The 14309-nt window shown below is 41.7% G+C and carries 13 protein-coding genes; 7 read left to right on the forward strand and 6 right to left on the reverse strand.

The window, feature by feature from the left end:
• Positions 1–28: 28 nt before the first annotated feature.
• Positions 29–895, reverse strand: coding sequence for a ferredoxin:protochlorophyllide reductase (ATP-dependent) iron-sulfur ATP-binding protein (gene bchL / locus I8752_RS11410; protein WP_214432432.1), 867 nt, complete (start codon positions 893–895; stop codon positions 29–31).
• 525 nt (positions 896–1420) lie between these two features.
• The gene (locus I8752_RS11415; protein ID WP_214432433.1) at positions 1421–1693 is read right to left on the reverse strand and encodes a TIGR02450 family Trp-rich protein; all 273 of its coding nucleotides are present in this window, start codon (positions 1691–1693) and stop codon (positions 1421–1423) included.
• Positions 1694–1931: 238 nt separating this feature from the next.
• Between I8752_RS11415 and I8752_RS11420 the strand changes: the two genes are divergently transcribed.
• The 5 genes from I8752_RS11420 to I8752_RS11440 all read left to right on the forward strand — a co-directional run bounded on the left by I8752_RS11420 (position 1932) and on the right by I8752_RS11440 (position 7416).
• Positions 1932–2843 (forward strand): hypothetical protein, encoded by a 912-nt coding sequence (locus I8752_RS11420; protein WP_214432434.1) that lies wholly within the window; start codon positions 1932–1934, stop codon positions 2841–2843.
• Between the two features lie 305 nt (positions 2844–3148).
• Positions 3149–3424 (forward strand): DUF2281 domain-containing protein, encoded by a 276-nt coding sequence (locus I8752_RS11425; RefSeq protein ID WP_214432435.1) that lies wholly within the window; start codon positions 3149–3151, stop codon positions 3422–3424.
• Entirely contained in the window at positions 3421–3834 is a 414-nt protein-coding gene (locus I8752_RS11430; RefSeq protein WP_214432436.1) for a type II toxin-antitoxin system VapC family toxin, read from the forward strand. Before I8752_RS11425 ends, I8752_RS11430 begins: the two co-directional genes overlap by 4 nt.
• A 239-nt stretch (positions 3835–4073) precedes the next feature.
• Positions 4074–6692: an ATP-dependent chaperone ClpB gene (gene clpB, locus I8752_RS11435; protein WP_214432437.1), complete on the forward strand. Its 2619-nt coding sequence runs from the start codon at positions 4074–4076 to the stop codon at positions 6690–6692.
• A gap of 238 nt (positions 6693–6930) precedes the next feature.
• Positions 6931–7416, forward strand: a complete 486-nt coding sequence (locus tag I8752_RS11440) for a molybdenum cofactor biosynthesis protein MoaE (RefSeq protein WP_214432438.1) — start codon at positions 6931–6933, stop codon at positions 7414–7416.
• 79 nt (positions 7417–7495) lie between these two features.
• Here the strand turns inward: I8752_RS11440 and I8752_RS11445 are convergent, their stop codons facing one another.
• The 4 genes from I8752_RS11445 to alaS all read right to left on the reverse strand — a co-directional run bounded on the left by I8752_RS11445 (position 7496) and on the right by alaS (position 12024).
• The gene (locus I8752_RS11445) at positions 7496–7735 is read right to left on the reverse strand and encodes a type II toxin-antitoxin system Phd/YefM family antitoxin (protein WP_214432439.1); all 240 of its coding nucleotides are present in this window, start codon (positions 7733–7735) and stop codon (positions 7496–7498) included.
• A 216-nt stretch (positions 7736–7951) separates the two neighbouring features.
• Positions 7952–8074 (reverse strand): hypothetical protein, encoded by a 123-nt coding sequence (locus I8752_RS38000; protein WP_263985298.1) that lies wholly within the window; start codon positions 8072–8074, stop codon positions 7952–7954.
• Positions 8075–8287: 213 nt separating this feature from the next.
• Positions 8288–9226, reverse strand: coding sequence for a hypothetical protein (locus tag I8752_RS11450; RefSeq protein WP_214432440.1), 939 nt, complete (start codon positions 9224–9226; stop codon positions 8288–8290).
• A gap of 155 nt (positions 9227–9381) precedes the next feature.
• Positions 9382–12024: an alanine--tRNA ligase gene (alaS, locus tag I8752_RS11455; RefSeq protein WP_214432441.1), complete on the reverse strand. Its 2643-nt coding sequence runs from the start codon at positions 12022–12024 to the stop codon at positions 9382–9384.
• A gap of 280 nt (positions 12025–12304) precedes the next feature.
• Between alaS and I8752_RS11460 the strand changes: the two genes are divergently transcribed.
• Positions 12305–12508: a heavy-metal-associated domain-containing protein gene (locus I8752_RS11460; RefSeq protein WP_214432442.1), complete on the forward strand. Its 204-nt coding sequence runs from the start codon at positions 12305–12307 to the stop codon at positions 12506–12508.
• Positions 12509–13274: 766 nt separating this feature from the next.
• Positions 13275–14300 carry a GGDEF domain-containing protein gene (locus tag I8752_RS11465; protein ID WP_214432443.1) on the forward strand — a complete coding sequence of 342 codons (1026 nt, stop codon included), beginning with the start codon at positions 13275–13277 and terminating at the stop codon, positions 14298–14300.
• The last annotated feature ends 9 nt before the right edge of the window (positions 14301–14309 follow it).

The following is a 14309-nucleotide window of genomic DNA, read 5'->3' on the forward strand; positions in this document are numbered from 1 at the left end:
GTCCCCTCATCCTGAGAACTAGATGATGTTATACAATCATCAAGTCTAGTTCCTCTTCTGAATTAGGAACCTGGGGTTTACCCGGATTTAGATAAAAATCGGACAACAAAGAGAACAATTCCCGATCTGGGGAGTCGTTTGGCACTACTCCCTCTGGACACGCCAAAATTTGGTCGGCGATATTGAGGTAATAATCGCAAACGTAGTCTAAAGATGGGTCTTGCTCTGCCATTTCAAACAAAGTTTTACCCTTGACACGGGAAACACGGATATCTTCAATTAAAGGCAGGACTTCTAAAACTGGCATGGGTACTGCTTCTACGTATTTCTCAATTAAGTCACGCTTGGAAGTACGGTTGCCAATTAGACCAGCTAGACGTAAGGGGTGAGTCCGGGCTTTTTCTCTGACGGAAGCTGCAATCCGATTGGCAGCAAATAAAGCATCGAAGCCATTATCAGTCACAATCAAGCAGTAATCTGCATAATTAAGTGGCGCAGCAAAACCACCGCAAACAACATCACCTAGTACGTCAAATAAAATGACATCATACTCATCGAAAGCGTTGAGTTCTTTGAGTAATTTCACGGTTTCGCCAACTACGTAGCCGCCACATCCAGCACCCGCAGGCGGGCCGCCAGCTTCTACGCAATCAACACCGCCATACCCTTTGTAGATCACATCTTCCGGCCAGACATCTTCGTAATGGTAGTCTTTTTCTTGGAGGGTGTCGATAATTGTAGGAATCAAAAACCCTGTCAGGGTAAAGGTGCTGTCGTGTTTGGGGTCGCAACCAATTTGTAAGACTTTTTTGCCGCGTTTGGCTAGGGCGACTGATATGTTACAGCTAGTTGTGGATTTACCGATACCACCTTTTCCGTAAACTGCTAGTTTCACTTTTGTTTGCCTCTTATAGTTTTTTATCAAACTCGTGGCTTTAACTTTTGCCTTCACCTAGCCGTAGATGGCAATGTGTGAGGTCTCGTGAATGTCATTATTGTCGAGATTAGTTTGAAAATAAAGGGGGTTGAAATCTCAAAAAACAAGCTATCAAGCTTTTAAGTGTTTAAAATGTTTTATTTTCAAATATTTACTTAAATTTAGAGCTTTAGGTCTTTAATAAACAATATTTTTATGTTTAATTAACTTTTTTTTAAAAAAGAGTTACAAAAGACAAAAAACTATAGTAGCTCACCATATATGGTTTTCATAGATTTAGGCGATCGCAATCCCAACTCACATTGGCTAGGAAAGATCGGCTAGGTTCTCACCACAGTCGAGATATTTGCCAATCTGGCGCTAGAAATAACCTTGCAAGTTTATATAAAAGGCTGTGCTTGGTAGTTAAAGTACGCTTGCCAAGAATATCTAATATTGGGTGTGGTGCGAGCGCTCTTAATTATGTAAAAAATTATTAATGTTTTAAATATCGGCTGGGGATCGAGAAAAATCAGGCGAGAGTGCCTCGATTTCCTGTAATGTTTGCCAGCCAGCTTGCCACTGGGAACTGTCTTGTAATAATTTAGCATTGAGCCAAAAGCGAACTTTGGGGTCGCAGGCAGCAACCATTTCGGCATACACCCACTTACCTTGATTTTTCCGGTTGACAACTTGGAAGTGTCTCCAGCCATCTACTTTTCGCTGTGCTGTCCACTTAGAACCAACTAGATAAGGAAACTTTTGCTTTTTAGTCATTTGTCAATGGTAAATAGTTATTGTTTAAATAAATACTTTTAAATACTTCTTTTTTATACAAAAAGAAAGTATGATTTTTATCGGTAAAATTTTTATGTGTTTCCCATTGCATCAGATATTCAAGAATTTCTGGTGCTAATTTATAGTTTTTACTGCGCTATTGCCGTGAGTCTACAAATATAGTCTGCAAACGGCATAAAAATTTATGCTGTGAATAGTTCAAGAAAAGATAACTTCTATGAGTCAAAGTAATAAAAAATCTAACTTCAATAGAAGAATTAGTATTATAGGTATCGCGATCGCTCTAGCTGGAGTTATCGTTCCTCTTGCTATGCCAGAGATTAGATGTTTTTTGTTTCCAAATAGCTGTCCTCCATCACCTACAAAGAAAGAAGTGAAAGAAGTGACACTGATAACACAAACAGAAACAGGAGAACCTCTAGCGGGAGTTAAGGTTATAGCTACTGGTACGGATGTACCGGAGCTTCAATATACTGATAGCAATGGCTATGCGAACGTCAGAATTGCTAGCGAGGGAAAGGTTCATGTCAACTTAAGCAAGCCAGGGTCAAGCTATCAGCCTAAAGACTTTACCTATGATTTAGTCGATCAAAACACAACTAGGACATATCGGTTTACTAAAGACGGTCAAATTGAAGATAAATCTGTTCCAACAGTTCCTCCTAATTCTCCCACTCCAACACCAACTATATCTTCACCAGAAACGACTAGAACAAGCGAGGGTGTCAATTATGACAAAGATCCCATTAAAGCCACAGCATTAGGTGCTTCGTTTGATAGAAATGAGTATGCTCAGGCAGGTTTGATTATTGAGAATAAGAGCGAGAAGGATTTACTGTTAGCTGTTGAACATACGGGAGTTAGAGCGATTTCCGATTCGGGTCAATCGAGTGAATGTCGTCTTGAGGGACTCAAGTCAATAAATATATCAGCGATCGCGCCCAATCCCTTAAGTTTTTCAAAATTAAAATCCAAAACAACAGTAACTATTAGCGTTTCCAATTGCACAGGCATTACTCCAGCATCTAAAGCCAACAGCCTTAATGTTAACATTCCTCTAGTAATGCTGGAAAATGATAAGTATGCTACATTCATACTCCCCTTGAGCGGTATTCCAATCAAAAAATAAAAAATTCATTGGAATCCCTGTGAAGCAAGAATCCCCGAATTAAAAATTTGGGGAGTGTCAACTCATCATCTGGAGTTTCTTAATGAGTGTCCTTGACAGAGGTTCAACCAGCTTCGGCAATAACCTTGCCAATTTGAAGGGTTGACTGTTGCCAGCATCGCACGTATCAACAATTAAATAAACTCGCTTTCTTTTAGTTAGTATCAATTACACTCGTATCTCTGTTCTTTGCAAAGACCTGTGGTTTTAAATGAACACATTTGCAGTAGTAGAATAGGGCTAATCCCTTTCGCCAAGTTTTAGTGATGGATGGAAATACTGTAGAGCGACAAAAGTTAATTGAAACAGTCAGCACTCTGCCTGATGAGGTTCTGCTTGAGCTTGCCAGTTTTCTTGACTATCTTCGCTACAAGTCAGTTCACTTGAAAGAACCTGACAAAAATGCTTCCGGTTTTTTACTTGCAGTTGCAGGTTTAGGCAACTCTGGTCAACATGATATTTCAGAGCGAGACGAAGAGATTCTACGTAATGAAATCGATCCTGTTTCTGGCTGGAATCTTAAGCCGAGTAATCCTACATGACAGCGATACTCGACACCAGTTTTTTGTTTGCATTGACCGACCGAGGAGATAGTAACCATCAGCGTGTGTTGTCTGTTGCTCAAAGTGTGAATGAGGCATTAATTCTACCTGTAGTTGTTTTACCCGAAATCTGTTATCTGGCTGCATCAAGATTAGGGCATAAGGCAATGCGTAGTTTTTTGTCTAGCCTTACAACTAGTACAGTGCAGATTGAGCCGATTGCATCAGCGGATTTAATGAGAATACATCAGGTTTTAGAGCAATATGCCGATAGCCAACTTGATTTTACAGACGCGGCAATTGTTGCCATAGCTGAAAGGCTTAGGGTTACTCGCCTTTACACCCTTGACCGTCGAGATTTTTCGATTATTCGCCCAAGTCATTGCGATTATTTTGAGTTACTGCCCTAAGCCACTAGTCTCTAAATTTCCACTTCAATAAAATTACAGCTATTCTTAAGATTATGCTGACAAAAATAGCCTTGCTCTCCAGAACTCTGCACAAAATGGGCAGTAATACTACTACTATATAAAGACGTGAAGACCGATCCAGCTAACTGTACCCCTGTCTCTACAATGACCGTATAAGAACAAAGCTGACTCTTGTTCTCTCTGCACATTTGCGACTAGAGTAGTTCCTCAATCAGCCTATGCAACCTACTAATCCTAACCAATTTACAGAAAAAGCCTGGGAAGCGATCGCGCATACTCCAGAAATTGCCAAACAATATCACCAACAGCAAATAGAAAGCGAACACTTAATGAAAGCGCTGCTAGAACAAGAAGGTCTAGCTAGCAGCATTTTGACAAAGGCAAGTGTTAACTTCCAAAAACTGCGCGATCGCACCGACCAGTTTCTCCAGCGTCAGCCGAAAGTATCAGGTAACAGTACTTCTGTATACTTAGGACGCAGCTTAGATACACTTCTAGACCGAGCCGACGGATATCGTCAAGATTTTAAAGATGAATATATTTCAATCGAACATTTATTGCTAGGTTACGCCAAGGACGACCGCTTTGGTAAAGGTTTATTCCAAGAATTGGGTTTAGACGAAGGCAAGCTAAAAAACATTATTAAACAAATTCGTGGGAGCCAAAAAGTGACCGACCAAAATCCAGAAGGTAAATATGATGCACTGGAAAAGTATGGACGTGACTTGACAGAAGCTGCCCGTAACGGTCAACTCGATCCAGTGATTGGCCGGGATGATGAAATTCGTCGTACCGTGCAAATTCTCTCTCGCCGGACAAAGAACAACCCCGTGCTTATTGGCGAACCAGGTGTTGGTAAAACTGCGATCGCCGAAGGACTAGCACAGCGCATCGTTGCTGGTGATGTACCTCAATCCCTCAAAGACCGCAAGCTAATCGCTTTAGACATGGGTGCTTTGATTGCTGGGGCAAAATTCCGGGGTGAATTTGAAGAACGCTTGAAAGCAGTATTAAAAGAAGTTACTGAATCTCGCGGCAATATAGTTTTATTTATTGATGAAATTCACACCGTTGTCGGTGCTGGGGCAACTCAAGGGGCAATGGATGCCGGCAACTTGTTAAAACCAATGTTGGCGCGGGGCGAGTTGCGCTGTATTGGGGCGACAACTTTGGATGAATATCGTAAGTATATTGAAAAAGATGCCGCTTTAGAAAGACGCTTCCAGCAGGTTTATGTAGATCAGCCTAGTGTCGAAGATACTATTTCCATTTTGCGCGGATTGAAAGAACGCTATGAAGTCCACCACGGGGTGAAGATTTCTGATAGTTCTCTAGTGGCAGCAGCTACTTTGTCTAGTCGTTATATTAGCGATCGCTTCTTGCCTGATAAAGCCATTGATTTGGTCGATGAAGCCGCCGCCAGATTAAAAATGGAGATTACCTCCAAACCCGAAGAACTCGACGAAATCGACCGCAAGATTTTGCAATTGGAAATGGAGAAGCTATCCTTGCAAAAAGAAAGCGATGCAGCTTCCCGCGAACGCTTAGAAAGATTAGAAAAAGAACTTGCCGATCTCAAAGAAGAACAAAGGTCATTGAGTGCCCAATGGCAATCTGAAAAAGATATCATCACTAAAATTCAGTCTGTCAAAGAAGAGATCGATAGGGTGAATTTAGAGATTCAGCAAGCTGAGAGAAACTACGATCTCAACCGGGCTGCCGAGTTGAAATACGGCAAATTAACTAGTTTGCATCGGCAATTAGAAGCAGTAGAAAATGAACTGGCAAACGCCCAAAGAACTGGCAAATCATTATTACGCGAGGAAGTAACCGAAGCTGATATCGCGGAAATTATTTCTAAGTGGACGGGAATTCCGATCAGCAAGTTGGTGGAATCCGAGAAAGAGAAACTATTGCACTTAGAAGACGAATTGCACCGTCGGGTAGTTGGACAAGCCGAAGCAGTCACAGCAGTAGCCGATGCCATTCAGCGATCGCGTGCTGGACTTGCCGATCCCAATCGTCCCATTGCTAGCTTTATTTTCCTCGGTCCGACGGGTGTGGGTAAAACTGAGTTGGCAAAAGCGCTGGCGGCATATATGTTCGATACCGAAGAGGCATTGGTGCGAATTGATATGTCCGAGTATATGGAGAAACACGCTGTTTCTCGCTTAATCGGCGCGCCTCCGGGATACGTGGGTTATGAAGAAGGCGGACAACTTACAGAAGCGATTCGCCGTCGTCCTTATGCGGTGATTCTCTTCGATGAAATCGAGAAAGCCCACCCGGATGTGTTTAATATCTTCTTGCAAATTCTCGATGATGGTCGCGTTACTGATGCCCAAGGTCATACAGTAGACTTTAAGAACGCGATTATCATCATGACCAGCAACATCGGTTCGCAGTACATTCTTGATATTTCTGGAGATAACGCCCACTACGACGAAATGCGCCGTCGGGTGATGGAAGCAATGCGAAATAGCTTCCGTCCAGAATTCCTCAACCGGATTGACGAAATTATCATCTTCCACGGTTTGGATAAGCGGGAATTGCGGCAAATTGTCCAGTTGCAAACAGATAGACTGCGGCAAAGACTCAGCGATCGCAAAATGTCCCTGAGACTTTCTGATGCTGCTCTTGACTTTTTAGCCGAAGTAGGGTATGACCCAGTATATGGAGCGCGTCCGCTGAAGCGGGCAATTCAGCGAGAGTTGGAAACGCAGATAGCGAAAGCCATCTTGCGGGGCGAATTCAACGATGGTGATAGTATATTTGTCGATGTCCAAAATGAGCGTCTTTCCTTTAGTCGCTTACCCGTTGAGGTCTTTAGTAGTTAATTTAATCGGACGCAATCATATTTTTCATCAAGGGTGCAAGGGTTTTGAACGCTTGCACCCCTTAGCTTAAACTCTTGGTAAGAGTGCGATCGTGCCTAAGTCCTATATATAGCTATAGCCACACCCTTTAGGACAGTATTGATTGCTCAAAGCCTATGAAGTAACTAGGTTTCTACTCAGCACTCAGCACTCAGCACTTTGCTATAAATACTGTTATTAAAAAATTATGAACTCGGCGATGAAAACTACATTTGCATCTGCTATTCAGCCAAGAACCGAAGATAGTTTTGCCATTACCTTTGCGCCATTATCCATTGAAGAAATTTATGCTAAAGCCGACGATCCGGCTAATGGTGCAGTGGTATTAATGAGTGGGATGGTTCGCAATCAAACCGATGGACAACCTGTGGTTGCTTTAGAATATCAGGCTTACGAACCGATGGCATTGCGAGTGTTTTATCAAATTGCTGCTGATATGCGTTCTCTTTGGCCTGATGTCAAACGAGTAGTCATCCATCATCGCGTTGGGCGTTTACGAGTTGGAGAAATCAGCGTTTTAGTAGCGGTGGGTTGTCCCCATCGTAGTGAAGCTTTTGAAGCTTGCCGTTATGCGATTGATACCCTCAAACATAATGCACCCATTTGGAAAAAAGAACATTGGCAAGATGGTTCTAGCAGCTGGGTAAGTATTGGTGCTTGCGAACAGTCAGGAGAAAATTGTTAATATTGCGAATTTAATTAATTTATTTTGTGTGGTGCGATCGCTCTTTGTTGTAAGTTGAGTTAAAAGTCTGAGAGAATTTTTATCCGCCCTCAAATGCATTTAAAATATCTTCAGGTAGAGGTGCATCAAAATCATCAGGTAATGTAAATTCTCCAGCACATAACCCAAACGGTCTTAGCTGTTTATTGCTATTAATAATTGGTTTTAGTTCAGCAATTGGCTTGTCTGCTTGGACAATAATAAAGCTTTCACCTGCTTCAACTTGATTAAGGTACTTCAAGGGATTTTTTTGTATTTCATGAACAGTGATTTTCTGCATCTGAATATTTCAGCGTAGTGGTATGGGGATATTACACTGCCTAACTCAATTTTAGTGTGATGGCGCTTCGTAAGAGGTTGATAGAAGTACGCTCGTAACTATTGTTTATTGAAGAAATTAATATTGAGTCTTTGAATTGACGTTAGGTATTAGACAAGCCAATATAAAATATTATGCTTGTTGGGTTGCGCGGTCTATCCCCTAACCTACCAAATTTCAGTTGTAATTTGAGAAATCACCTGATTTGGGTAAGAAGCCGTTAGAAATAGCTTTGTCGAGACTTCCTTGCCTAACAATTTCATCCAGGTCATGACCAATTACTTTAAGAGCAAGCGACATATTCAGGTCATGATCTAGTACGAAGTCGATTAGGAATCTCATATCCTGAAGAAGTTTCTTTTCTTCAGGTGTTAGCCCAACAGGGAACTGTGTCTTAAGTCTTTTTATGAAATCTGGGTGCATATAAATCCTGAAGAAATAGTAAGCTTAACTTTTGTTTTAACCAATGTATATGTTTAGCACCAAAGCCGAACTATAATCAGTAATCTTGCTCTACTTATTTTTCTTTGATGACTTTTTGGCATCCAGTACGCGGTGAACGTCTTGTCTTGTTACACGATCTCCTAGTTTGGGTTCCTCTAACTCAATCATCAGCGCGCCAGCAGCAGCTCTAATCGCTTCAATAGGATTTAAGCCTTTACGTTGAATGTATTTTGCTGCCAGATCCTCAATTTGAGCAATGCGCTGAAGCTGGTTGACATTAACATTATCTTTTGGCGTTCTGTAGGCAGCTACATCTAAAAATTGATTTATCTGTGCCTTGTTTCTTCCAAATAAAACTTGATAAATCTCTCCTAAAGCAGATGCATATATTCCCCTATATCCGCCTCTAATAGAGTGTGTTTTTGTATAATTCTGAATATTATGCTGGTTGTTCTCAATCCACTCTGTAATAGCTTGTCTCAGGTCTTTGTTGAGCAAAATTGAGGCATAACGATACTCGAATTTTTGGATGTATTCGTCTTCATCTCTGACAACCCCAAAAGCATGATCTGCCCGGCGCTCCAAGGTTTCCTGCATAGCAGCAGCCATTAAAGCGATTGCTGGTCTCTGATACCCTACCATCACTGCATAAAGTATCACCGCCATAAAGTCTTCAGTTGAAACGAGGTGGCTTTTGATAAAGCCCTGCCCTGAAGACTCAACGATTTTACCTTTGAATCCGTAGCCCTGAAGTTTAATTAAGGCATTACCTCCGGCTTGAATAGTGTCTCTTAACCAACCTTCGTTGTATCCTACCGCTTTACTCGCCTGCCTCATTGACCAACGGTATTCACCGTTCGGCATCATGTAAACAGGCATGGGAATGCCGCCAATTTTTATTTCCTTGCGTTTCCCGTGCTTGACTTTAGGCTCATCTGTAGACTCCGTATCTTCTGGCTCTAAATCTTGCAGAAAAAAGAATGCTTCCATTTCCATTTGTTCTGTCATACATTTTTTATATACTGGTGTTTGCCGTGGGGTTAACCCCTTGGCTAATAAAATACCAGTACTTTCGCCGTGGGGTCAACCCTGTGGCAAAAACTTTGTATAAATCAAATCGTAATTTCGAGGCAGGCAAAACGCCCACCTCTCAAAAAACACAACTAACTAAAAGCAGACTTTAACTCACTCCGCCCTTGTTCCAATGCTTCTGGTAATTTACTAGCATCGCGTCCGCCGGCTTGGGCTAAGTTCCCTCTACCGCCGCCGCCACCACCGCAAATTTTAGCAATATTACCCACAAATTTACCTGCTTGCAATCCTTTTTTATTCACTTCGGGGCTGAAAGCTGCAACTATGCTAACTTTCCCAGCTTCGGGAACGGAACCCAGTACCACCGCACCGTTACCGATTTTTTGTAGCAAGCGTTCCGCAGCAGATTTCAATGATTCGGGATCGACATCTTCCAACTGGGCAACCAAAATTTTATAATCGCCCACAGATTCAACTGTTTGCAGCAAGCTGTCAGATTTGGCGATCGCCAGCTGTGATTTCAGAGTAGCAAGTTGTTTTTCACTGTTTCTCAGTTCGGTTTGCAGAGTGGTGATTCTCTCTGGTAGTTCTTCGGGTTTGACTTTAAAGCGATCGCTCAAATCCTTGACTACTTTATCCCGAACGTTGAGATAATCCAGGATTGCTGGTCCCGAAACAGCTTCAATCCGCCGCACCCCAGAAGCCACACCAGCTTCCGAGATAATCTTGAATACCCCAATCTCAGCAGTATTACTGACATGAGTGCCGCCGCACAATTCCATTGACACGCCAGTAAAGTCAATCACCCGCACTTCTTCACCGTATTTTTCCCCAAACATGGCAACAGCACCTCTAGCTTTTGCCTCTGCTAAAGGTAATACTTCTACTTTCGCAGCATGGGCTTCAGCAATCCAAGTATTCACCTGTTCTTCAACTTGTTGGACTTCTTCTGCTGTCAAAGCACGGGGACAGTTGAAGTCAAAGCGTAACCTGTCAAAGGAAACCAGGGAACCAGCTTGAGATATGCCATCATCGACAATTTTTTTCAACGCAGCTTGCAGCAGATGTGTTGCTGTATGGTTAGCTTGGGCGCGACGACGACAAGCGCGATCGATTTGGGCAGTTACAGCATCTCCGACTCGGATTGTACCGCGTTCGATGCGTCCGAAATGAACGAAGAAATCGGATTCTTTTTTCACGTCTTCAACGCGAACAACAATACCATCACCGGAAATATAACCGCGATCGCCGATTTGTCCCCCAGATTCGGCATAAAATGGCGTTTGGTTGAGGACGATTTGGACTTCTGTCCCGGCTTCTGCTTCCTCTTGGGAAACTCCTTCTACCAAAATCGCTTCGACTTTGGCTGTCGCCGCAGGTTGGGTATAACCTAAGAACTCGGTAACATTAATCTGTTCTGCTAGCTTGTCGAGAGAACTTTGCACGGTTAAATCGATGGTTTCATGTGCTTCCTTAGCGCGGGTTCTCTGCTTTTCCATTTCGGCATCGAATTCTGCTTCATCGATAGTAAGGTTATTCTCAGCCGCGATTTCCTGGGTGAGTTCGAGGGGGAAACCGTAGGTATCGTACAGGGTAAAGGCACTTTCACCACTAATAGAGGTTTTTCCTTGCTGCTTCACTTCTTGGATGATTTCTTCTAGTAGCTTTTCACCTCTTTCTAGAGTTTTGAGGAAATTTACCTCTTCCCGTTGCAGTTCCGCTTTAATTGCTGCTTCCCGTTGGCGTACATTAGGGTAAGCTGATTCGGAAAGAGCGATCGCTCTTTCGGCAACTTGAGTGATAAATTCGCCAGTAATGCCAATTAATCGCCCATGACGCACCACCCGCCGAATTAATCGCCGTAGCACATAACCCCGTCCCACGTTGGAGGCGCGAATTTCATCAGCAATCATGTGGACAACCGCCCGAACGTGATCGCCAATAACTTTTAGCGAGACTTTGGTTTTATCGTCGCTAACATGGTAGTCAATGCCAGCAATTTGCGCTGCTGTTTGGATAATGGGAAAAATTAAGTCAGTTTCATAGTTATTTGGCACTTTTTGCAGGATTTGCGCCATCCTATCCAAACCCATGCCAGTGTCGATATTCTTGTTTTGCAGTGGTGTTAAATTGCCTGATGCATCGCGGTTATATTGCATGAAAACGAGATTATAAAACTCGATAAACCGTGAGTCATCTTCTAAATCAATGTTTTCGTCTCCCCGTTCTGGGTGGAAATCGTAATAAATTTCCGAACATGGCCCACAAGGCCCAGTCGGCCCAGATGTCCAAAAGTTATCATCTGCGCCCATACGCTTAATTCTTGCTTGCTTTACGCCAATTCGATCGCGCCAAATATTATAAGCTTCATCATCATCTTCAAAGACGCTGACAACCAGGTTGTTTGGGGACAAACCAAAGACTTTTGTGGAAATTTCCCAACCCCAGGCGATCGCTTGTTCTTTAAAATAATCTCCAAAGCTGAAGTTACCCAGCATCTCAAAGAAGGTGTGATGGCGTTTGGTGCGTCCGACATTTTCGATATCGTTAGTACGGATGCACTTTTGAGATGTGGTAGCCCGATTAAATTCTGGCGTGCGCTGTCCCAGGAATACTGGTTTAAATGGTAGCATCCCCGCGATCGTCAGCAGCACGGTTGGGTCTTCTGGTACGAGGGAAGCACTTGGGAGAATCTGATGTCCCCGTTGGGTATAGAAGTCGAGGAATAGGGTGCGAATTTCGTTACCGCTGAGGTTTTGGGGATTAGAAGACATGGGTGGACTGAAGTATGAGTATGAAGTCTAAAGGGTGAAGTCTGAAGCAGTTGGTTATTTTCTCGTACTTCCGACTTCGCTTTTCTGTAGTTTTATATATTTTTGCATTTTGTTTCGTTTTGCTGCCAGTAAATTCTGCCTCAAGGATATGTGCAACTACTATGCATTGCTATATCTCTAATCTCATAGTTACCTAACTCTAGTCAGATGTGCGATCGCCATCCGAGACAATACCATTGTTTTTTAAATGAAAATTAAACTTTACGTCATGAGGTAAGTAATGTCACTCAAACTCAAAGTTCCGAATATTGCGTGTGAAGATTGTGCAGGAACAATTAGAGATTCTATTCATGTAATGGAACCTGATGCCAAGGTAGATGTAGATGTTAATTCTAAAACTGTCACAGTAGAATCTCAGGCTTCTGAAGAGTCAATTAAGCAGGCAATTGTTGCTGCTGGGTACCACATCGAAGGCTATCAATAATTTCTAAATTTCTATCAAATTTAGATTAACTAGCTTAACCATCACAATTAATTACCGAGATATCCGCCCGCAAAACGGGCGGGCTATTATTAAGCAAATGTAGCTCTATAAAGAATCAATAAAGTTATTTATCTATTTATTTTTTGTGTAAAATTACTAGTTGCTTTATCAAAAGTAAAAATATATCAACAATTAAGCATCTGTAAATTTAGCTACCTCTAATAATCCATTATATTCCTTAAAGATTCGCTTAAACTCTTCAAACCCCTTATAAAAACAGGTAAAAACATTGATTGCTAAAGAAATATCTTAATAACTTTTCGGTATATAACATTTTTTAGATTCAAAAAGCATCTCGGCTTTTACGGAGGTTTTCTAAATTTTAGATTTTTTTAAACTTTTTAAAAGTCTCTAATATTGTTCTGTTTCAGGTAATAAGTAACGCCAAAAACTTATGATTATGGATTCATTGCAATATGACCTGAAAAATACAGAACTAGTTTAATCACTAAAAAATAATATTCAGTATTTTTACTGTTTGAAAAAAAATATAGAAAAGTAGAAATTAATAATCAGAGTTTAAACCTTCAGAGACTGTTTAAAAATCAGGTATTAAGAGGAGATTAAAATTGTTAGTTGGTTGTGAATTTAGCGCTAAGACTATCAAATATAGGGTAATAACCCTGTGAAAGAAATACCGAGTAAATTCAATATTCGGAATAAATACCAGTAAGTTTTAGCTTAAAATAGGGCAGAAGGCACAGCAATGAATATTTCCATTCTGGTCTTTGGAAGTGATACCTTTCTCGCCAAACTTCCCGATCAGATCCGTGACACAACCGCTTTTAATTTAGAAGTTATTACCGATATCCACCAGACAATATTACAAATTCAAACTGCGCCGCCCGATATAATACTTGTGCAGGCTAGTCTGGATGGCAGTATGAAAATATGTTCTTGGTTAAAAGAACAGACTCAGCTATCTTGGATATATTGTATTTTTCTAGAGGATCGTCCCCAGAAGTTCGCTGCTAGAAGTAAGTATGGCTGGGAGTGGGAATTGCAAATGACTGCCACTGTACTCAATCAAGGAGCTGATGCTTATATTTGGCATCTTTGTGAAGAAAATACAGAGCATACTTTGGCAGGTGTAACAGCAAATCATCGGCTCATTCTAGCTCAGTTGGAGGTTGGTTTGCGTAAAGTGCAAAAATACCGCGATTTACTTCAAAAAAATGATTTATTATCAGCGATCGCTTTAGCTGATTCGTTGACGGAACTTAATAATCGTCGGGCCTTGGAATGGGATTTACCTAGGCAAATTCACAAAGCCCGCACTCAAGGAACTCCTTTGAGTTTAATTATTTTAGATGTAGATTATTTTAAGAAAGTTAACGACACTTATGGGCATTTAGCTGGCGATCGCCTTTTGCAGTTGTTGGGTAGTCGTCTGCGGCAAAACCTGCGTTCTCAAGATACTGCCTTCCGTTATGGTGGTGAAGAATTTGTAGTGGTTTTGGCTAACACTACTAGTTACGAAGCATTGGGAGTCGCAGAACGTCTCAATCGCAAAGTTAGCGAACAACCATTCGCCATCAATAGTAAATTATCTATTGATATTACGATTAGCTTGGGTGTTGCCAGTTTAGAAGCAGATGACGATGAAAAAGGGCTTAGTCTAATACATCGCGCCGATCAATGCTTATTTCATGCCAAAGCTTCTGGACGTAACCAAGCGATTAGTTGGGACTATTTATCTCACTTTTCCCAATTAGAAGCTGTTTCTTCTTAGAGAAGGCTG

The organism is Dendronalium phyllosphericum CENA369, from assembly GCF_016056275.1.
GTDB classification, from domain to species: Bacteria; Cyanobacteriota; Cyanobacteriia; order Cyanobacteriales; family Nostocaceae; genus Dendronalium; species Dendronalium phyllosphericum.

Coding starts and splice junctions, on each gene's coding strand:
- I8752_RS11440 (WP_214432438.1), top strand. CDS start 6,931: ATGAAAACTACATTTGCATCTGCTATTCAGCCAAGAACCGAAGATAGT.
- I8752_RS11415 (WP_214432433.1), bottom strand. CDS start 1,693: ATGACTAAAAAGCAAAAGTTTCCTTATCTAGTTGGTTCTAAGTGGACA.
- I8752_RS11460 (WP_214432442.1), top strand. CDS start 12,305: ATGTCACTCAAACTCAAAGTTCCGAATATTGCGTGTGAAGATTGTGCA.
- I8752_RS11430 (WP_214432436.1), top strand. CDS start 3,421: ATGACAGCGATACTCGACACCAGTTTTTTGTTTGCATTGACCGACCGA.
- I8752_RS38000 (WP_263985298.1), bottom strand. CDS start 8,074: ATGTCGCTTGCTCTTAAAGTAATTGGTCATGACCTGGATGAAATTGTT.
- clpB (WP_214432437.1), top strand. CDS start 4,074: ATGCAACCTACTAATCCTAACCAATTTACAGAAAAAGCCTGGGAAGCG.
- I8752_RS11425 (WP_214432435.1), top strand. CDS start 3,149: ATGGATGGAAATACTGTAGAGCGACAAAAGTTAATTGAAACAGTCAGC.
- I8752_RS11465 (WP_214432443.1), top strand. CDS start 13,275: ATGAATATTTCCATTCTGGTCTTTGGAAGTGATACCTTTCTCGCCAAA.
- alaS (WP_214432441.1), bottom strand. CDS start 12,024: ATGTCTTCTAATCCCCAAAACCTCAGCGGTAACGAAATTCGCACCCTA.
- I8752_RS11450 (WP_214432440.1), bottom strand. CDS start 9,226: ATGACAGAACAAATGGAAATGGAAGCATTCTTTTTTCTGCAAGATTTA.
- I8752_RS11445 (WP_214432439.1), bottom strand. CDS start 7,735: ATGCAGAAAATCACTGTTCATGAAATACAAAAAAATCCCTTGAAGTAC.
- I8752_RS11420 (WP_214432434.1), top strand. CDS start 1,932: ATGAGTCAAAGTAATAAAAAATCTAACTTCAATAGAAGAATTAGTATT.